The organism is Neobacillus niacini (assembly GCF_023715785.1).
GTDB classification, from domain to species: domain Bacteria; phylum Bacillota; class Bacilli; order Bacillales; family Cytobacillaceae; genus Neobacillus; species Neobacillus niacini_E.
In genome coordinates this window covers 407585-426891 of sequence record NZ_JAMBOX010000001.1, presented here as the reverse complement: position 1 = coordinate 426891, position 19307 = coordinate 407585, and the positions used below count along the sequence as shown (strand labels likewise).

The following is a 19307-nucleotide window of genomic DNA, read 5'->3' as shown; positions in this document are numbered from 1 at the left end:
TCATTATGAAATCAATCATTTATTATTATATTTTTGCTGTTTTAATGGTGGCTGCCACATGGATTTGCCATGTCCAGCTAAGTACCCCAGATCGTGTTCTTTCTATTATATTAACTATTATTTTTCTTACATATGGTTTACTTTTAAGCGTGATACCAAAAAATAGACTTCAAGTGCTTTTTGGTCTAATTGCTATTTCGGCAGGGTTTTACGGATTTAGATATTTAGCGGATGGTGATTATTCATTAGTGAATGCCATATACTCGACTTTCCGCTTGTTTCTATTAGATGTCGATCCTGTTTTTCCAGTGACTGCAGGTCAGTTTATTCAATATCCATTCGCTATAGAATTGGCACGGTTTACAGCTGCTGCTTGTACGATTTCCACCGTGTTTTCGCTTGTTTATACCTACTTTAATCAATCCATGAAGCTTCTGTGGTACGGGACTTTTGGAGGGCATATCGTCATTTCAGGATATAACAGGCATAGCAAAGCACTGATCGAAAACTTAAGAAAGCAAAATAAACAGGTGATGCTTTTAACAGAAGATATCTCTGAATCTCAAAAAAGGTATTTACAAAGTTTGGGGGTCATCGTGTTTATTGGAAACCAAGGGAACCCGCTTTTATACAAAAAGAGTAAGCTTCTTCAAGCAAGTGTGTTTATTATTTTCCATGAGGATGATTCCAAGAATTTAAATGAGATTCTTGCTTTAGATGAGTTTGTAGGGAAAGACTGGTCTCGCTTACGGGCCAAGCAGGTCATCTTGCATCTCGTTCATAATCAATTTTATGAACTGTTTGAGGGAATGGAAGAGGATTTAGCGATTCATAAAAAAGTGACCATAAAGCCATTTAATTTATACCGTTTGGCGGCGGAAAAAATTCTCGATGATTACCCTTTATATGACGGGTATGAGGATAGGCTGAGAAAGAAAACGGGTCAGCCGCTGCATTTGCTTTTTGTTGGATTTGGACAAACTGGGAGGCATATGGCCGTTCAAGCTGTTGAACGTTCCCATTTTATGAATACCGAGCTACTAAAAATAACGGTACTGGATAAAGAGGCACCAAAAGTCCAAAAGCTTTGGTTTGATAGTTATCCAAAAAGCCAAAAGTTCGTTGACATCCAGTTTCAGCAGCTCGATATCGAAGTTAATTCCATCTATGAATATCTTCAGCAATCTTCGAGCGAGTTCACTCATATTTTTATATGTTTGAAGGATGACTTCCAGGATTTGAAGGAAGGAATTGAATTAACAAGGAAGATTCCGCATATCCCGATTTATTTAAAAATGAGTGAAGAAGGACAAATCAGTGAGTGGCTTCAAGAAAATCAATCGAAGTTCTGTAAGTTGCATTTGTTTGGGGAGGTTCAATCTGTCCTTGATTATGACAATGTGATTAACGACAGTCAGGAGGAATTTGCCAAAGAGGTTCATAAGGGCTATCAAAAGGTCAAAGAAGAAGAGTCGGGTAAAACTCCTGAAACATGGGAGGATCTCTCAACCTTCAAGAAAGAATCAAACCGCAATCAATTCAATCATGCATTTGTCAAATTGATGCTCTTGGGGCTGCAGGCTGTGAAAAAGGATCAGGTGGGAAATAGGCAGATATTGACTTCTCCTGAATTCGAAGAGATCGCCTCAAGTAAAAAAGAAGCCATTGCCACAGTCGAACATCAGCGCTGGAATACCTTTCATTATATAAGAGGTTGGGACACGCTGGAGCACGTAACTAAGGATGATGTCGTCGATTTGGAGAAAAAGCTACACGGCTGCATCGTACCTTACGAGGAATTGGACAGAGTCAGTGCCATTCGAGAGGAAGACTATAAGCAGTATGATCGTGACGTTGTTCTCAAGTTATATGAAACGATGGAAATCGCAGGGTTTGTGATTGTGAGGGCGGAGGAAGTTGGTTCGGCTTCCTCCTAATATGAGTGCGGCCAAGCATCGTGCTATGCAGAGCGCTGGAGATAAGGGCTGGGTGAGATAGGTAATAAAGGTGCAAATCAGTAAGCAAATAGGGTGCGAAATCGCAAATAAAAGTGGATCTTGAGCAAGAAAATCGGGAAAATTGAATGGATAAAGGAACTAATATTCCATTTGATTGCATGTTTGGTATAGTAAGGATGGGGAACTCTAATTTATATTGTGGATGGACCGGGTTTTTTAAAGAAAAGTAGGAAATGCAGGCTGTTGGAATGGTGTGCTTCTAAAAGGATTTGATTTTTGACACAATCTAGATAGTTGGAGGTAATCGATATGTTAGCGGCAATTGAAGCAGGCGGGACAAAGTTTGTCTGTGCTGTTGGCGATGAAAACGGAAATATTGTAGAGCGGACTCAGATTCCTACCACTGTTCCGGAGGAAACAATGGGGAAGGTCATCGAGTTTTTTCGAAACTTTTCAGTAGATGCGATTGGGATTGGTTCATTCGGACCGATTGATATCAATCAGGAAAGTCCTACATACGGCTTTATTACATCTACTCCGAAAATCGGGTGGAAGGATTATCCGTTTGTCCAAGCGATGAAGGATGCGTTTGCTGTTCCAGTCGGATTTAATACAGATGTCAATGCCGCGGCATTAGGGGAAGCTAGCCTCGGTGCCGCAAAAGGACTGGACAGCTGTTTATACATAACGGTCGGGACTGGCATCGGTGCCGGAGCATTTGTCCAGGGACAATTGCTTCAAGGGCTTTCGCATCCTGAAATGGGCCATACCCTGGTGCGGCGCCATCCGGATGATCCTTATCAGGGCAGGTGCCCTTATCACCATGATTGCTTGGAGGGTCTTGCGGCAGGGCCGGCGATTGAGGAACGCTGGGGAGTCAAAGGCGTTGAATTGGCGGCGCGGGCGGAAGTCTGGGATTTGGAAGGCTACTACCTGGCACAAGCCATCATGCAATACATTCTGATTCTTTCTCCGAAAAAAATTATCCTTGGCGGTGGAGTAAGTCACCAAGAGCAAGTATTCACCTCCATCTACAAATATTTGCCAGAACTGTTGCAGGGGTACGTATCATTACCGGAGCTTTCAAGCTATATAGTTCGGCCGGGATTGGGTGATGAAGCCGGAATCACCGGGGCGTTGATCTTGGCGCAACGGTCCTTGAAAAGCAAATAATGGCACGAGGTGCTAGTTGAAGTTAATTGGAAATGTAGGAGGTTGTTGTTTTGAAGCCATTGTTTTTAAAACCTGTCTTTAAAGAGCGAATTTGGGGCGGGACAGCATTACATGATGAGTTTGGATACGAGATACCGAATGAACATACAGGGGAATGCTGGGCCATTTCAGCCCATCCGAACGGCCCGTCTGTGATTGAAAACGGCTCGTATGCCGGGATGACGTTGGACCAGCTTTGGAGAGAGCATCCGGAACTGTTTGGCCGCCCAGATCAGCCAGTCTTTCCGTTATTGACGAAGATTCTAGATGCGAATATGGATTTGTCCGTTCAGGTGCATCCTGATGATGCTTATGCAAAGGTCCATGAAAATGGGGAGCTAGGCAAGACGGAGTGCTGGTATATCATCGATTGCAAAGAAGATGCGGATATGATTTTCGGCCATAACGCAGGATCGAGGGAGGAGCTGGTAGCGCAAATCGAGGCGGGAAACTGGAACGAGCTGCTTCGCCGGGTGAAAATTAAGCCCGGAGACTTTTTCTTTGTCCCGAGTGGAACGATTCATGCCTTGTGTGAAGGGACACTCGTTTTAGAAACCCAGCAAAGCTCGGATACCACTTATCGTGTCTACGATTATGACCGCCGTGATGCGCAAGGGAATCTGCGTGAGCTGCACCTGGAGAAAGCGATTGATGTCACAACGGTGCCGCATCATGATTCTGTGAGCGAGCCAAGAGTGGAAGAACGCAAAAATGCCGTGGTTACCACCTTTGTCGATTCGGAGTTTTTTACCGTTTATAAATGGGAGATTAAAGGGCAGGAGCCTTTCTCATTTGATGACAAGTATTTGCTTCTAAGTGTCATCAGGGGTAATGGCCAGCTCCTGCATCAGGGAGAGCAGTATGACTTGAATAAAGGCACTAACCTAATTATCCCTGTTGGCTTTGGGACATTTGAAATAGACGGAGAATGTGAAGTAATCGTATCGCACACGTAATATAGGGGTCAAATCCCCACTCAGCTAAAGATTAATGCGGTAAACGATGAGAGTCGTGCTAAGCAGCATGGCTCTTTTTTTGCCAATAATAGATAAAGGATGTTTTTTGAAAAGTTGTAGGAAAATGTCGTGGATGAAGGCCAATTTGTAACCATAGAAGGATTTGTCTTTTAGAGCGAATTTTTTAATTCAATATTTGTAGCATCTTGAGTAACAACCAAATTTTTTTGAACATATATTAACTCAAGTATGATCAAAAGGGGGAAAACAGATGGCCAGTTTAAAAAGTTTTAAACTGTACAGTGTGTTAACATTACTTTCCGGTCTTTTTCTTTTTGTGGCTTGGGTTCTTTTTACGTTTGGTTTTTTCAAAAGAGATTATAGCTCGGCTCCTTATTATATTCCTATTTACCTTGATTATTTCGGGGCAATATTATTGCTTTTTGCGTTAATCGGTTTTTATTTATATCATTTAAATTCGAGCGGAAAGTTTCTTACTTTTAGTTTTATTATTGGAATAACAGGTACAATACTTTCACTTGGAATGAAGTATCTTGGTTTATTTGTTAACCCCTACATCAATAAAATAGCCCCGAATGTGTTATCAGCTCCTCCGGAATCACCTTTAATCGAAGGTATGGTCCTTTCATTTCTTGTATATGCTATAGGTGTAATCTTAATTGGAATTAATATAATGAAGTCAAAGAAACTTCCTTTTCTTGGTGGCTTAGTTTTTGCAGTATCACCATTTTTTGAGTTTGTACCGGTTGCAGGAGTCCCCCTTAATTCTCTATTACTTGGTTTAGCACTTGTTTATCTTGGTGTAAGTCTTTACAGAAAAGACAGTGCCGTATCACCAAGTTAAAAACGTGGTAGAATACCTGTTTTATAATAAATATTGGCTGTTTTCGTAAAATTTGTTGTTTGTTTCTATGCGCCTGGGACGATGATTTTTATAAAAGTTGGGTCGCATAGAAAGCTTACTTGGAATTTTTCACATGGAAAAGCAACAATCTTTTATAAAATAGCCTAAATATTAAGAACGCTGGGATATGGATATTTCAGCGTTTCTCTCTATTTAATAATTTTCGATAACAGCAGCTAAATAGAGAGTCAATTCGATTAAACTTTTACATATTCTATTAGTCGATGGAATCATTTGTTAAAGGAATCATTTCAAACAAAAACTGCCGCTTAAATAGCTAAGAATAATAGAATCCGATCCTCCCGGTTCCCCAGTCGAAACGACAGCAACGAAGTTTGCAATCGTAAACAAAAGCCCCTATCATTCCATCTATGCATCCGTGAGCGGCGATCACTTCGTCTGGCAGCTTTTCCACATCATCTCTGTTCGCAATATTAGCCCTGTTTGTCGAAATCCTGTCGCTATAGACGGTCGCGAATGACTCCATTTCCTCTAGCCCGGATTTGTGGATAATGGCTGCGACTTTTGCTCCTCTTTCTAAAAGCTGGCGAATGAGCTCTCTCCCAATCCCTCCGCCAGCACCTGTTACCACAATGACTTTATTGAATACTTTCATACCATTCCCCCAACTTTTTTGTTATGTAAAATGACCCCATTAAACATTCATATGTAGGTTAAATGTATGAAATTCTAAATGGTTTTCTGGGAAGTTGTTCAATCTTTGCATGAAAAGCTTTGTTATTAAGGTTACGGTGGCGGCTTTTCATCTCTACCGCCATTGTTATCTGACCGCTTTGGTTTAGAAAGTGTTTCTACTATACATGGATTGGCCTTATCTGCCTGGGCATTGGTGGGACTTACCAGCAATCAGTTAAGTGCTTTTATTCTAGAAAAAAGACAATCCTATGACATGGTATTATATGTCATTATGGCTTTCTTCACGATTGCGATTTTTATTAGTATGTTCGTTATTAAATCCGATAAGGCAAACGTGGAAAGTGAAGAATCAAATATGAAAGGAGAAATGCTAGCTGGTTAAGTATTGATTAAACAAAAAGGATGCCTTGGTATAGAAGGCATCCCTTTTCAGTCCTAAAAAGTAGGGCATCTCTATGTTCAGTTTGCCCCAGTATTTGCGATTCCTTTGCCTTCCTTCACCTTTTTCCAAAGCCTCCTCCTTTAGCTCCCAATTGATTTCCACTGCTTTTCTGACAAAATTCTCACCCAAAATTAATGAAACACAAGCCATGCTAAAAGTACTAACAGGAAGTTATGTTAAATATAATTAAGACTGAGCCACAGTGACTAAAGTGAAAAAACAAAAATACGTCCGAATTCACGGATATCTATCGCAAAAAAACGTTTCGGCTTGTTAGAATTGCTCTTTTTGGTCGTGAGATATTGAGAAGCCTTGGATTAACACAATAGAATGGAGGATCTAAGATGCCGATAAATTTTCGAGAACTGCAGGGTCAATTAGTCAAGCACGGTCTAATCAACACCGACGATGTACGGGATTTGAACCATGACGATGAACTGCCTCCTGCGGTCATAGAGGCACTGACGGATGTTTTGCCGAAGGACGGGATTGTCAATCATGACCGTCTGGCGAGTTGGAAGGTCCGGGACCTCGAATCCAGCCATATTCAATACATCAACGATACCATCAGCAGGCCTCGCTGCGACGTACCGAGCGAATCGATGAGCAGTATTCAAATTAAGACGTATGGGTCACCTGGCGGCCGTTGGCAAAGCGGGAGGCTTTCCTACTCCATCAACCCAACCGGCTGCAACCTATCCGCCGCCGATGTGACCGCTACTATCAACGCTGCCTTTGCCCAATGGCAGGCAGTAAATTCATTTTTCGTATTTACCCCTGTTCCGAACGGCGGTAACATCCAGATCCGCTTCGGCGGCACCGAGCTCTACAGCAGGTTCGGCTCGCAGGGCGGAGTGCTCGCTACCGGGGCCTACCCTCCTGAAGGCCGGCTCCATTTTGACAGCGCCGAGCACTGGACGAGAGAGAAGCTACTCTCAGTTGCGCTGCATGAAATTGGTCATATACTTGGATTATCCCATTCGAACAGCCGTGCGTCGGTGATGTATCCGTACGATTTGAGTATCTCGGCAATTGATCCGGAAAGCGCAAACGCCCTACGTAATCTTTACGGTTGGCGTCCGCAGATTCAGCTCGGGGACCGTGCCACCAGCGATCGACCGGCGCTCGGTACGACTGCCAGCTGGAACTTCACCTCTTCTTCCATTTCCTTGCACATGTTATGGAAGGGATCACGCGACGATCAGGGCATCTACGAGTCTGAGTTGGTCAACAATATCTGGACTCCCCAAAAAAAAATCGACGGGATTGGCTCCTCGGACAGCCCGGCCCTCGAAACTATAAAGCTAGATTCGAACTCGTCCGGGCTTTTCATGGCATGGAAGGGGGTCCGGGACGACCAGGGACTCTATTATGCGACCAAAAGAATTGGCGGCTGGACTCCCCAGAAAAGGATTGCCGGTGTCGGATCCAGCAACAGGCCGGCACTGGCCAATTTTGGCGGCATCCGAATGGCTTGGAAGGGTGTTCGCAACGATCAAGGTATTTACTGGTCAACCTTTACGGGAGAAGGTTGGACTCCGCAGCAACAAATTCGAGGTGTTGGTACATCAGCCTCTCCCGCACTAGTGGCGTTCCGAAACCGGCTTTACATGTTCTGGAAAGGCGTCGAGGGCGATCGCAATGTCTATTACTCTTGGCTGGACAACGGCCCGGGGGCGATCTGGCAGCCGCAGAGGGTTGTTGCTTACATCGACAACGAGACAAGCGGCGGGGTTTGGAGAAACATTGGCAGCAGCAGCGGCCCTTCTGCTACCGTACGAGGCAATCGCATTCTCCTCGCATGGAAAGGGATTCCGGGCGACCAGGGAATTTACTTCAGCCTTTATGACGGGAATGAATTTACCGGCCAAATCAGGGTGAACAATGTTGGCACGTCGCAGGGACCTACGGTGTTCGATACAGGAGGTTTTACACATATGGCTTGGAAGGGGATAGATGGCGACAATACGATCTACTGGACTACCCTCTGACAAGGACGTGTCCGTAAAATTTTGTAGAACACAAGAAAACCAACCTGCCTTCCAAGCTTAAAGGCGGTTCATCAAATGATCGAATCCTGTTAAGGTATTCAAGTCCCAGCCTTCTAAAAAGGTTGGGACTTTGCCAATCCCGCCGCGAGATCCTGTTACGACACATTACGGAATAAATAGAGATTGCTTTTAACCTAGGAAGGTCCCGGTTTATTCATCCATCTCTAATTCCTTCATCCTCTTTCTCGCCCCCGAACGCCACAACTTCACCGCCGACACCGAGACATTTTCCCTTTCAGCCATTTCCTTGATTGACAGATCATCGATCACCGTATAAAATACCCATTTTCGTTGGTTTGGCGTCAATGCTTCACAATAGGTTTGCAGCATCTCTGCTTCTAATGGTTGGTCTGTATAGTATTCACTTGTATTCTCCCAAAACTCCTCACTTGGGCAAATACTCCGGCGATACTGCTTTATGTCTTTATCCAGCTGCAACAACAGCCTGCCTTTAATAAAAGTATAGGCGTAATTTGTAAAATTCCCCTTGCTCGGGTCGAACCGATTGTTAGCCTCCCAGAGGGCGATGAGGCCGGTTTGATAGAATTCATCCTGGTTTCTAAAAATATGCAGCGAGTTGATGATTTTGTGAATCATCGGCTTGTACTGTTCCGCTAATTGTTCAAAACTTTCCAAAGGTAGATCCCTTCAGGAAAGCGCGCTTTTCCATGTATTCCCGGGTACCTCTACCATATCGGGAATCGCCAATTCCAGCGAATGACGCTTTTTCGCTTTTGAACAGCATTACGGCGGCAAACCGTCAGTTTTGGCCTTGAAAATCCACTTTTGAGGTCGTTTTTGTGATTTTGGGACAATTTCTATATGAATTTACATTTTTTATCCTAGAAGGGGGGCTGATAGAGACAAATTTTTAGAAGGACTGGGTAAACGGAAAAACTGAGAGACCAAACCTTATAGTATAATAAATGAATCTGGCTAATGTGTCGGTCGTTCTTACATGGATGGCTGTACTGTTCTTTGTGGCAATCGGATTAGCTGTAGTACTAAATTTAATGGTAGGCAGCAATATCTTGCAAGATCCTGCCACCCAGACTGCGTACGGATACATTATGAAAGTGCCGTTATTAAGCTGGTCGATTGTATGGCTGCTGGAGCATTGGATTGACTGGATTCGCCGCAGAAAAGACTTCGTAGAAAAACGGAAGTCCCTCTTAGACCGATTGCCTAAACTGTGTTTCGCCACGTCAAGCGTCATCCTAATATTGGGACTTGTACGTTCGCTATACACCGTATACTACTGGGGCTTCTGGAGCTTAACTATGATTAGTATCATTAACTCTTGGACAACTCCTTTCATCATTGGGATCACTTTGTTAGGAAGAGTTTCTCAGAGATTAGCAAAGAGCGGCACTGGAAGGTTTCTTTAAGGGAACGCAACAAAGGCCCGGCTAGCGGATTAAAGCTAGCCGGGCTTTTTTTAATCACCATATTAAATGAGGAAAACAAACGAGATTACACTGTATATTAGTGCATTTGGCGAGTTGTTCAAATATTTGTCAAACCATTTTTAACACTTTGTGAACATAACACTATGGCTATGTTAATAACAGGGGTAATGCTATATATTGTAAATGTAAGGAGCAAACATTCATACGGAGCAAGAAAATATAAGGGGGAAACAAAAATGTTTAACAAATTTTTAAGAGAAAATAAGATTTCAGCTGCCATTCTATTAGTCATTCGTTTATATCTTGGATACTCTTGGTTTACAGCAGGTTTTCATAAAATCACTGGCGGGTTCGACGCTTCTGGATTCTTAAAAGGAGTAACCGCTAATCCTGTAAAAGGTCCTGATGGCGCTGTGGTTTACGGCTGGTACGTAGAATTCTTAAAAGGATTTGCACTTCCAAATGTAGATATCTTTAACGTCCTTGTCCCTTGGGGCGAAACACTAATCGGTTTAGGTTTACTATTAGGTTGCTTAACGACAGCTGCCATGTTCTTCGGCTTAGTAATGAACTTCTCTTTCTTCTTAGCCGGTACCGTATCTCATAACCCAACAGATATCTTCTTAGGTTTCATTATCCTAGCTGCAGGCTACAACGCCGGTCGTTACGGATTGGACCGCTGGGTGATTCCGTTCATCCGCAAGACAGCTAAATTAAACAATCACAAAGACACAACAAGATCAGCTGCATAAAGCAAAAGCCAGGAGGACATCGGTTCTCCTGGCTTTTTTTTGCCTCCAGCGCCTGTCACCTGAAAGCGTCAAACTGGAATCGCAATTAAAAATGTGAAAAGCGCTGTGACTTAGTGCTTTATCCGACCCTATCGCTTTGGGACATGATTAAAGATTTCTCCGCTATCAAAGAATTCAACCAGCTCGGCCAACCATTGATAATAATCGTGCCATTCCTTCGTTTCCTTCAATAGTATATGAATCTTTTGTTCCAAATCTTTATCTAATGCCTCGGTTTCAAGCAAAGCTTGCAGTTCAGCGGCCATCTTTTTCTCAAATATTTTGTTTTTCTGGATTGCCTTTCGCCAATTGGAGGTAAACAACGAAATGAAGGTTTGATAATAATCCTGCTCTACACTATATAAATCTTTGCGGACTCCTTTTTCAAAAACCTTCTCGGCAATATTGAAATCGACCATCTCGCGGACGACCTGGCTCATCCGGGTTTTGCTCATCCCGGTCTCCTCAGATAAATTATCCAATGTCATTGGTTTTCGATTCATATATATGATACCGAGTACTCTCCCGACAGTAGCTGTAACCCCGTAAGTTTGCATGTTATCGGCTATTTTCTCCACGAACTGCTCTTCGATCCGTTTAATCTTCTCTAATGGCTGTTCAACCAAAAGAACTCACCCTTCCAATTACCCATCTACCTTGCCACTATATCACACTTTTCGTAAAAGCTGAAAAGGAATATCATTCAGAAACAACGAGGAAATGGGAGAATTTTTAAGAAAAAGTGACAAAAAACCTTATATATTTCATATAATTTATGCATTTTCAGCAATTAATACAATTTATAAACTTTTTATTTTACAAATTTTACGCTATACTGAATTTATATAATTTTCATATTTCATATTATTGGAGGTGCTTTATTTGCTTAAATTTGACCATGTTTCAAAGGTGTATAAAGGAGGGAAACGGGCGGTTCATGATCTCAACTTGGAAATTAGCAAAGGGGAATTCATCTGTTTTATCGGACCGAGCGGATGCGGAAAAACGACGACGATGAAGATGATTAACCGGTTGATTGAACCAACCGAAGGAAAGATTTTTATTAATGGTGTTAACATTATGGATAGCGACCCGGTCCAGCTGCGACGGGAAATCGGCTATGTCATTCAGCAAATTGGCTTGTTCCCGCATATGACCATTCAAGAAAATATCTCCTTGGTTTTACGATTATTAAAAGTCCCCGAAGAACAACGCCGTACCCGGGCCCGGGAATTACTGACGCTTGTCGACATGACACCCGATTATTTAGAAAAGTATCCGCATGAATTGAGCGGCGGCCAGCAGCAGCGGATTGGCGTCCTGCGCGCCTTGGCAGCAGATCAGCCCCTGATTTTGATGGATGAGCCGTTTGGCGCATTAGACCCGATTACCCGCGAATCCCTGCAGGAAGAATTTAAAAAACTGCAACGAAAGCTGGATAAAACGATTGTATTTGTTACGCACGATATGGATGAAGCCCTGAAATTGGCCGATCGAATCGTGATTATGAAGGACGGGCAAATTGTTCAATGTGACACACCTGATGAAATTTTGCGCAATCCTGCCAATGAATTTGTCGAGGAGTTTATCGGCAAAGACCGTCTCGTCCAGGCAAGGCCGAATATCCAAACCGTCGGCCAAATTATGAATCCAAGTCCAATCACCATTACTGGGGAACGGACGCTTTCCGAAGCGATTCAATTAATGAAGCAGCATCGTGTCGATTCCTTGCTTGTCGTCGATGAGTTGAAGGTGCTGCAAGGGTATATTGATGTCCAAATGATTGACCAAAATCGGAAAAAGGCAAGCTTCGTTAGAGAGGTCGTGGACACAGAAATTTTTACCGTTAGTAAACGGGCGCTTGTCCGTGATACTATCCGTAAAATCTTAAAAATGGGCATGAAATACGTCCCAGTTGTCGATGACAAACATCGTCTTGTCGGGATTGTTACAAGAGCTAGTTTAGTAGATATTGTCTATGATTCGATTTGGGGCGTAGATGACTTGTCAAAAATAGGGTAGGAGGGGAGACAAATGGATACAATTCTCCAATTCTTTGGCACAAATGGCAGTGAAATGCTGTATAAGACATGGGAGCACTTATATATTTCGGTTATTGCCGCATTGTTGGGCATTCTCATTGCTGTGCCTCTCGGAGTGGCGCTGACGCGGTTTCCGAAAGGGGCAGGATTTGTGATGGGGGTATTAGGGGTAATACAAACTGTTCCAAGTTTCGCCATACTTGCATTCTTTATTCCCCTTTTAGGGGTTGGGAAAACCCCGGCTATTATTGCCCTCTTTTTCTATTCGGTCCTACCTATCCTGAGAAACACTTATACGGGAGTAAGTGGCGTGCAGAAGAGCCTGCTCGAGGCAGGCCGCGGGATGGGAATGACTGGATGGGAACGGATTCGGTTAGTGGAAGTGCCGCTTGCGATTCCGGTCATCATGGCAGGAATCCGCTTATCCACTGTGTATTTAATTGGCTGGGCCACCTTAGCTTCGTTTATTGGCGGAGGGGGTCTCGGAGATTATATTTTCAGCGGCTTGAACCTTTATCAGCCCGAATTCATTATTGCTGGTGCGGTTCCGGTCACAATCTTAGCGTTATTGACCGACCTTTTATTGGGCAAAGTCGAAGGTTGGGTAACCCCTGCAGGAATGAAAAAGATGAGAGAAGCAGCTTAGGGAGGGGGCGCATGTATGTATAAAAAGAAAACACATTTGGTGATGGTCATCATGCTGGCGATGTTTGTTGCCCTGAGCGGCTGTTCCCTGCCTGGTTTGAGCGGAGGTGCTGCTAACACCATTAAGGTGGGCACACTGGGGTCTTCGGAGTCCCAGATTATGGGGAACATCGTTCGTTTGATGATTGAACATTACACCGATGCAAAAGTGGAAATGGTAAATAATTTAGGATCCTCGATTGTTCAGCATCAGGCCATGATGAATGGGGATATCGATATTTCGGCAACACGTTACACTGGAACAGACCTTGCGGGGGCACTAGCGATGGAGCCGGTCAAAGACCCTGAGGAGGCGTTGGCGACTGTCCAACGTGAATTTCAAAGACGCTTTGACCAAACATGGTTTCCTTCATACGGATTTGCGAATTCCTACGCGTTTACAGTGACGAGAGCATTGGCGGAAAAAGAAAACCTAAAAAACGTTTCGGATTTGGAACCATTGGTTTCCGATTTGAAATTAGGTGTCGACAATGCCTGGTTAAAGCGGAAAGGGGACGGCTATCAGGGCTTTGTTGACGAGTACGGCTTTGAATTCGGCAAAACTTTCCCAATGCAGATTGGCTTGGTGTATCAAGCGGCAGCCAACGGAAAAATGGATGTCGTTCTTGCCTATACCACTGATGGACGCATCAAGGCATTTGATTTGAAGGTGTTGGAGGACGACAAGCTGTTCTTCCCTCCTTATGATACGTCACCTGTCGCCCGCAACGATGCCTTAAAGGCACATCCAGAATTGAAAAGCATCCTTGAAAAGCTGTCTGGCCAAATCAGTACTGAAAAAATGCAGGAACTGAATTACGAGGCAGACGGAAAAATGAAGGAACCGGCGATTGTTGCGAAGGAATTTTTAGAAGAACACGATTATTTTGAAGGGGAGGGGTGAGGAGGATGGAGACGATTCAGGATCTTATTTATTACTATTCGCAAAATGGGGCCTACGTCTGGCATGAGTTTTACCGGCATTTCCTGATGTCGGCCTATGGCGTCCTATTTGCTGCGATTGTCGCCATCCCGACTGGTATTGTCATTGCCCGATACAATCGGCTGAGCACGTGGGTCATTTCGCTTGCGAATATTATCCAAACAATTCCGGCACTGGCGATGCTGGCTGTGCTGATGCTGGTGATGGGACTTGGCACAAATACGGTTGTCTTTTCCTTATTCCTCTATTCCTTGTTGCCGATCATTAAAAACACCTATACAGGAATATGCAATGTCGACCATGCGTTACTAGAATCGGGTAAAGCGATGGGGATGACGAAGTTCCAGGTGCTGTGGATGGTCGAGCTGCCGCTGGCAATGTCCGTGATTATGGCCGGACTTCGAACCGCATTGGTCATCACCATCGGGATTGCCACCATCGGGACCTTTATTGGTGCAGGAGGTTTGGGCGACATTATCCTGCGCGGCACCAATGTGACGGACGGAACAGCGATTATTCTGGCAGGCGCCATCCCCACCGCGTTGATGGCAGTTTTGGCCGATTTGGTCATGGGCTGGCTGGAAAGAAAGCTGTCACCGATTAAAAAGCGAAAAGGCAGTCTGAAGAACAATATCCAAGAACAGGCCGCTTAGGCCAGGTGAGAAGTCCATCCCGTGTAGTTCTGCGGATGGACTTTTGTTGATTTTCGTGTAGGTAGGAGAATTCATAGGCGGAGAAATTCCGGCTAACGTATATAAAGCAAGCTTAAGAAGCAGAAATAACCGGATATATTCCGGTTAATGTATCTAGAGCATGCTTAATAATCGGAAATAAACGGAGATATCCGGTTAATGTATCTAGAGCATGCCTAATAATCGGAAATAGACGGAGATATCCGGTTAACTGTTCTAAATAAGACAAAATCCAAACATTTTTATAAGATAAACGGAAAAATCCCTTTATTTTTAGGGCATTAATTAGTAGTTTCCAATTTAAACGGAATTCTTCCGTTTATTTTTCAAACACTGTGAAATTCAACATGGAGTGATAACAGTTTAAAAGAAATACGGAAGGGGTTTTTGAATTGGCAATCGATCAAATCATAGTAGAGAAAAATGTGCCTTGTGTGATGCGGGACGGGGTGACGCTGTATGGTGATATTTATCGTCCCAATCAGGAGGGGAAGTTCCCGGTGCTGCTGACTCGGCTTCCCTATAATAAGGATCTCCCGTTCTATTCGCATCGTTATCTTGATACCAATCGGCTGGTCCGGAATGGCTATGTCGTGATTATTCAGGATGTCAGGGGCCGATTTCATTCCGAAGGCAAATTTTATCCATTTTTAAATGAAGCCGAGGATGGTTACGATACGGTGGAATGGGCCGCGGCGCAGCCTTACTCCAATGGAAAGGTTGGAATGTTTGGCCTGTCCTACTATGGGTACACGCAATTGCTGGCCGCCACGGAGCAGCCGCCGCACTTGAAGGCGATTGTCCCGGCGATGACATTAAATGATTGGCGGAATAATTCGCTGGATGGCGGCGGGAAGTTTCTCGTTGCTTCCTCAGAAACATGGGCGCTGGAGTCGGTTGCCCCAGAGGAGTTGAAACGAAAATATGGCGATTCGGCCGAATATGCGGCGATGATGGAAAAAATGGCCGATTTCTATAACGGAATCGAGGAGTGGTATAAGTACAAGCCGATTCAGGAGTGGCCGCCCTTGAAGAAGCTCGGAGCCGCCGGCTATTTCTTTGACTTGCTGGAAGGCAAGGTGACGGAGGAAATGGGCGAGCGGATGAGCATTCTGAACAAGTACCAGCAGATTAACGTTCCTGCCTATCACATTGCCGGCTGGTATGATAATCTTTTGCCGTCTACATTAAAAAATTTTACGGAACTTCAAAAAAATGGCCAAGGACTGCAAAGATTAATCATCGGTCCGTGGGGCCATGGTGTGTTTAGCTCGGTGATTGGCGAACGGAATTTTGGTCTTCAATCCTCCGGAGACTGGATTGACGGGAAAGACGATTTAACTGGCTTACATATTCGCTGGTTTGATCATTGGTTGAAGGGGGAAGACACGGTGACGGCGGACGCTGCGCCGATTCGGTTGTTTGTGATGGGGGTCAATGAGTGGCGGGACGAGTGGGAATGGCCGTTGGCGAGAACCACGTATGTTCCTTATTATCTACATAGTGGCGGTCAAGCTAATACCCGATTTGGTGACGGCACGTTAAGTGTCGAGCGGCAGATGAAGGAAGAACCGGCGGATACCTTTGTTTACGATCCATCGAATCCAGTTCCGACCAATGGAGGAGGGACCTTGTATGCCGGTGTACAAACCATGGGCCCCAAGGACCAGCGTCAACTGGAGGAAAGGGAAGACGTATTGGTTTATACATCTGAGCCGTTGAAAGACGCTCTTGAAGTGACGGGCCCTGTCAAAGTAAAGCTGTGGGCAAAGACGGATGCAGTCGATACCGACTTTACGGCGAAATTAGTCGATGTTCACCCGGATGGAACAGCCTATAATTTGACGGACGGAATTGTCCGGGCACAATACCGAAACGGGAAGAACCAAGGAGAATCGATTAAGGATGAAATTGTACCATATGAGATTGAATTATGGCCGACTAGCAATGTATTCCTCCCAGGCCATTGCATCCGTGTTGAAATTTCATCCAGCAACTTCCCGCGCTACGACACAAACCTAAACACAGGTGAAACCATGATCACAAGCAGCGAGTATAAGGTTGCCCACCAAACCGTTTATCATGGGGCTGCCTATCCTTCCTATATCATGCTGCCAATCATTCGGTAGGAAGTTCAATAGCCCGGCTAGCAGAAAAGAAGCTAGTCGGGCTTTTTTGCATTCACCAATAAAATACGGAAAACGGAAGCGATCACACTAAATATTAGTGCATTTGGCAGGCTGTTCAAATATTTGTCAAACCATTATTAACACTTTGTGAACATAACACTATGACCATATTAATAACAGGGAGAATGCTATATATTGTAAATGTAAGGAGCAATCATTCATACGGAGCAAGAAAATATAAGGGGGAAACAAACATGTTTAACAAATTTTTAAGAGAAAATAAGATTTCAGCTGCACTATTACTAGTGATTCGTTTATATCTCGGTTATTCTTGGTTCACGGCAGGTATTGGTAAATTAACTGGCGGGTTTGACGCTTCCGGATTCTTAAAGGGAGTAACCGCTAATCCTGTCAAAGGTCCTGACGGCGCCGTGGTTTATGGCTGGTATGTAGAATTCCTAAAAGGCTTCGCGCTTCCAAATGTAGATATTTTTAACGTCATCGTTCCTTGGGGTGAAACACTTATCGGTTTAGGTCTACTGTTAGGTTGCTTAACAACAGCGGCCATGTTCTTCGGTCTAGTAATGAACTTCTCTTTCTTCCTAGCAGGTACCGTATCTCATAACCCAACAGACATCTTCTTAGGCTTCATTATCCTAGCTGCAGGCTACAACGCCGGCCGTTACGGTTTAGACCGCTGGGTGATTCCGTTCATCCGCAAGACTGCTAAATTAAACACTGACAAAGATACATCCAGAACAACCGCATAAATTAGAGGCCAGGGGACAGAGTTCTCCTGGCTTTTTAGTTTTTGTGATGTGATTGCCAGAAAGAGGTGCAAATAAAAAGGGAAAATCCGCAAATAAACTGGAGAAAATTGCAAATAAAAGTGGCATTCGCGCAAATAATCAGCGAAAACGCGCAAATAAAAATACATACACAGGTCCAATGAGAGAAGAGGATGCCCTCAGCACCCTCTTTTTAAGGTTTATACTTTATCAGTTGATAATTTTCTGCCTTCTCTGTTTAGCAGACGTCGATTGATAAAGTAATCCAATCCGAATCTGCCGGCATTATAGCCTGCAACCATAATTACGATTCCCATTAAAATATCTGTGGGGTTGTGCCTTTTACTGGATTTGCTACGGCCCCTTTTAAAAAACCACTTGCATCAAACCCACCAGAAAGTTTCCCCCATCCGCTCGTAAGCCAACTATATCCCAAATACAAACGTATTAATAATAACAAGCCAGCAGCTGTTATGCTTTCCCTAAGAAATTTAACAATCATGATTGTTCAACTCCCTTGTTTTTTAATATAATTTTTATTCTGTGCTTAGTAGCCATTTCTATGTAGGGTGTTTGATTAGCGTCAACAGTGTTTTCGGGACAATGAACTCACTGGGGACAGGTGATGAAGGGGGACTCAGTAGGCGAAAAGGTTCGTATCATTTATTGCAGTCATGGCAGCAGGGGCGCCTAACGCGAGGAATGCTTAAATATTTCTCCCCTTTTTGGTAAAAATAATACCAAATTACTCGAAAAGAGGGATCTTATGGGGAATGTACTTGAAACCATAACTGCAATCTTCAAGGACTTTGTGGATGAAGATCCGAAACCACACCTGCATGTTGGAGAAGTTATGGCCCTGTGGACGGCATATACAGCGTTTCACGAGGCCCACATGCTATATCAAGTGTGTTTGAATTCAACAGGTGACAAGGATTTAAAACATGCAATAACAGCTGCCTATCATTCAAGTAAACAGGATACAAAGAAGATTGAAGAATTTCTAAAAAAAGAAGGGGTGTCGATGCCTTCGGTCAGCTCTCCTAAGCCTAATTCGAATCCTGATTCGATTCCGGAGGGAGTTCGATTAACAGAGAAGGAACTGGTCAATTTGATTTCGGTGAAAATCGTTACTTCTATCAGCTTTTGTGCCCAAGCAGCAAGCCAGTCCGTTCGTACCGATGTGGGACTCCTATTTTTCGAAATACAAGTCCATCTGATGGAATACATGGCCCAACTTAAACGCTTGATGAAAAACCGTGGCTGGCTAAACATTCCGCCGAGCTACATCCCGCCAGGAATTCCAGAAAGCTAAGGAAGCAGGGGAAGGTTTTCTACTTCCTATGTGTTCGGAGGTCTAAAGGCCTTCTTTACCTATAAGGGTTCCGCAACTGAAAAAGAGGAAATTGACATTTTCCGCAGCAGTAAATAAATAAAGTCCAAAGATAGTAAGGTTCGGGTATAAAACTAACTAATCGTTTGATTAAACGACAAGAAATTCTGCAGTAAACAGTTAGAAAACCAATTAAATCAACCTTTATTCAAGTATTAATTAAACGTTTAATTGGGGGAGCCTGGAATGGATGGTGTCGGAATTTGATAGATCGAAGGGTTTGGGTTTGAACGGC

General features: G+C 43.9%; 18 protein-coding genes and 1 pseudogene. 14 read left to right on the top strand and 5 right to left on the bottom strand.

Annotation, left to right across the window (positions count from 1 at the left end):
- Positions 1-5 precede the first annotated feature (5 nt).
- The 4 genes from M3234_RS02110 to M3234_RS02095 all read left to right on the top strand — a co-directional run bounded on the left by M3234_RS02110 (position 6) and on the right by M3234_RS02095 (position 4991).
- Entirely contained in the window at positions 6-1937 is a 1932-nt protein-coding gene (locus M3234_RS02110) for an NAD-binding protein (RefSeq protein WP_262303090.1), read from the top strand.
- 330 nt (positions 1938-2267) lie between these two features.
- The gene (locus M3234_RS02105) at positions 2268-3131 is read left to right on the top strand and encodes an ROK family protein (protein WP_262303089.1); all 864 of its coding nucleotides are present in this window, start codon (positions 2268-2270) and stop codon (positions 3129-3131) included.
- 50 nt (positions 3132-3181) lie between these two features.
- A complete protein-coding gene (gene manA, locus M3234_RS02100; protein WP_262303088.1) occupies positions 3182-4126 on the top strand; it encodes a mannose-6-phosphate isomerase, class I in 945 nt (314 codons plus the stop codon).
- A 271-nt stretch (positions 4127-4397) separates the two neighbouring features.
- Positions 4398-4991, top strand: coding sequence for a hypothetical protein (locus M3234_RS02095; RefSeq protein WP_262303087.1), 594 nt, complete (start codon positions 4398-4400; stop codon positions 4989-4991).
- A gap of 337 nt (positions 4992-5328) precedes the next feature.
- On the opposite strand, the gene M3234_RS02090 is transcribed toward M3234_RS02095, so the two are convergent.
- On the bottom strand, positions 5329-5667 hold the full coding sequence (locus M3234_RS02090; RefSeq protein WP_262303086.1) for an SDR family NAD(P)-dependent oxidoreductase: 339 nt from the start codon (positions 5665-5667) through the stop codon (positions 5329-5331).
- A 411-nt stretch (positions 5668-6078) separates the two neighbouring features.
- Positions 6079-6219, bottom strand: a complete 141-nt coding sequence (locus tag M3234_RS02085) for a hypothetical protein (protein WP_262303085.1) — start codon at positions 6217-6219, stop codon at positions 6079-6081.
- Between the two features lie 275 nt (positions 6220-6494).
- Between M3234_RS02085 and M3234_RS02080 the strand changes: the two genes are divergently transcribed.
- Positions 6495-8141 (top strand): matrixin family metalloprotease, encoded by a 1647-nt coding sequence (locus M3234_RS02080; RefSeq protein WP_262303084.1) that lies wholly within the window; start codon positions 6495-6497, stop codon positions 8139-8141.
- Between the two features lie 210 nt (positions 8142-8351).
- Here M3234_RS02080 and M3234_RS02075 read toward each other — a convergent pair whose 3' ends face one another.
- On the bottom strand, positions 8352-8837 hold the full coding sequence (locus M3234_RS02075; RefSeq protein WP_262303083.1) for a sigma-70 family RNA polymerase sigma factor: 486 nt from the start codon (positions 8835-8837) through the stop codon (positions 8352-8354).
- Between the two features lie 290 nt (positions 8838-9127).
- Here M3234_RS02075 and M3234_RS02070 point away from each other — a divergent pair, with 290 nt between their 5' ends.
- Together M3234_RS02070 and M3234_RS02065 are read left to right on the top strand one after the other, a co-directional pair.
- Positions 9128-9589: a hypothetical protein gene (locus tag M3234_RS02070; RefSeq protein ID WP_262303082.1), complete on the top strand. Its 462-nt coding sequence runs from the start codon at positions 9128-9130 to the stop codon at positions 9587-9589.
- A gap of 257 nt (positions 9590-9846) precedes the next feature.
- Positions 9847-10362 (top strand): DoxX family membrane protein, encoded by a 516-nt coding sequence (locus M3234_RS02065; RefSeq protein ID WP_262303081.1) that lies wholly within the window; start codon positions 9847-9849, stop codon positions 10360-10362.
- Positions 10363-10490: 128 nt separating this feature from the next.
- On the opposite strand, the gene M3234_RS02060 is transcribed toward M3234_RS02065, so the two are convergent.
- Positions 10491-11027 carry a GbsR/MarR family transcriptional regulator gene (locus tag M3234_RS02060; protein ID WP_262303080.1) on the bottom strand — a complete coding sequence of 179 codons (537 nt, stop codon included), beginning with the start codon at positions 11025-11027 and terminating at the stop codon, positions 10491-10493.
- 256 nt (positions 11028-11283) lie between these two features.
- Between M3234_RS02060 and M3234_RS02055 the strand changes: the two genes are divergently transcribed.
- The 6 genes from M3234_RS02055 (at position 11284) to M3234_RS02030 (ending at position 17661) form a co-directional block, all read left to right on the top strand.
- Entirely contained in the window at positions 11284-12423 is a 1140-nt protein-coding gene (locus M3234_RS02055) for a betaine/proline/choline family ABC transporter ATP-binding protein (protein ID WP_262303079.1), read from the top strand.
- 12 nt (positions 12424-12435) lie between these two features.
- A complete protein-coding gene (locus M3234_RS02050; RefSeq protein WP_262303078.1) occupies positions 12436-13089 on the top strand; it encodes an ABC transporter permease in 654 nt (217 codons plus the stop codon).
- Between the two features lie 15 nt (positions 13090-13104).
- Positions 13105-14031, top strand: coding sequence for an osmoprotectant ABC transporter substrate-binding protein (locus tag M3234_RS02045; protein ID WP_262303077.1), 927 nt, complete (start codon positions 13105-13107; stop codon positions 14029-14031).
- Between the two features lie 5 nt (positions 14032-14036).
- Positions 14037-14723, top strand: coding sequence for an ABC transporter permease (locus M3234_RS02040; RefSeq protein ID WP_262303076.1), 687 nt, complete (start codon positions 14037-14039; stop codon positions 14721-14723).
- A gap of 431 nt (positions 14724-15154) precedes the next feature.
- Positions 15155-16891, top strand: coding sequence for a CocE/NonD family hydrolase (locus M3234_RS02035; RefSeq protein ID WP_262303075.1), 1737 nt, complete (start codon positions 15155-15157; stop codon positions 16889-16891).
- A gap of 254 nt (positions 16892-17145) precedes the next feature.
- Positions 17146-17661 carry a DoxX family membrane protein gene (locus tag M3234_RS02030; protein WP_262303074.1) on the top strand — a complete coding sequence of 172 codons (516 nt, stop codon included), beginning with the start codon at positions 17146-17148 and terminating at the stop codon, positions 17659-17661.
- 361 nt (positions 17662-18022) lie between these two features.
- On the opposite strand, the pseudogene M3234_RS29635 reads toward M3234_RS02030, so the two are convergent.
- Positions 18023-18181: pseudogene (locus M3234_RS29635) on the bottom strand (Crp/Fnr family transcriptional regulator); the annotation flags it as partial.
- Positions 18182-18445: 264 nt separating this feature from the next.
- Between M3234_RS29635 and M3234_RS02020 the strand changes: the two are divergent.
- Positions 18446-18994 carry a DUF3231 family protein gene (locus tag M3234_RS02020; protein ID WP_262303073.1) on the top strand — a complete coding sequence of 183 codons (549 nt, stop codon included), beginning with the start codon at positions 18446-18448 and terminating at the stop codon, positions 18992-18994.
- The last annotated feature ends 313 nt before the right edge of the window (positions 18995-19307 follow it).

What these genes read in the sequence shown, in the direction of transcription:
- M3234_RS02110 (WP_262303090.1), top strand. Translation starts at nt 6, where the DNA reads ATGAAATCAATCATTTATTATTATATTTTTGCTGTTTTAATGGTGGCT.
- M3234_RS02105 (WP_262303089.1), top strand. Translation starts at nt 2,268, where the DNA reads ATGTTAGCGGCAATTGAAGCAGGCGGGACAAAGTTTGTCTGTGCTGTT.
- M3234_RS02095 (WP_262303087.1), top strand. Translation starts at nt 4,398, where the DNA reads ATGGCCAGTTTAAAAAGTTTTAAACTGTACAGTGTGTTAACATTACTT.
- M3234_RS02090 (WP_262303086.1), bottom strand. Translation starts at nt 5,667, where the DNA reads ATGAAAGTATTCAATAAAGTCATTGTGGTAACAGGTGCTGGCGGAGGG.
- M3234_RS02080 (WP_262303084.1), top strand. Translation starts at nt 6,495, where the DNA reads ATGCCGATAAATTTTCGAGAACTGCAGGGTCAATTAGTCAAGCACGGT.
- M3234_RS02070 (WP_262303082.1), top strand. Translation starts at nt 9,128, where the DNA reads ATGAATCTGGCTAATGTGTCGGTCGTTCTTACATGGATGGCTGTACTG.
- M3234_RS02065 (WP_262303081.1), top strand. Translation starts at nt 9,847, where the DNA reads ATGTTTAACAAATTTTTAAGAGAAAATAAGATTTCAGCTGCCATTCTA.
- M3234_RS02050 (WP_262303078.1), top strand. Translation starts at nt 12,436, where the DNA reads ATGGATACAATTCTCCAATTCTTTGGCACAAATGGCAGTGAAATGCTG.
- M3234_RS02045 (WP_262303077.1), top strand. Translation starts at nt 13,105, where the DNA reads ATGTATAAAAAGAAAACACATTTGGTGATGGTCATCATGCTGGCGATG.
- M3234_RS02040 (WP_262303076.1), top strand. Translation starts at nt 14,037, where the DNA reads ATGGAGACGATTCAGGATCTTATTTATTACTATTCGCAAAATGGGGCC.
- M3234_RS02030 (WP_262303074.1), top strand. Translation starts at nt 17,146, where the DNA reads ATGTTTAACAAATTTTTAAGAGAAAATAAGATTTCAGCTGCACTATTA.
- M3234_RS02020 (WP_262303073.1), top strand. Translation starts at nt 18,446, where the DNA reads ATGGGGAATGTACTTGAAACCATAACTGCAATCTTCAAGGACTTTGTG.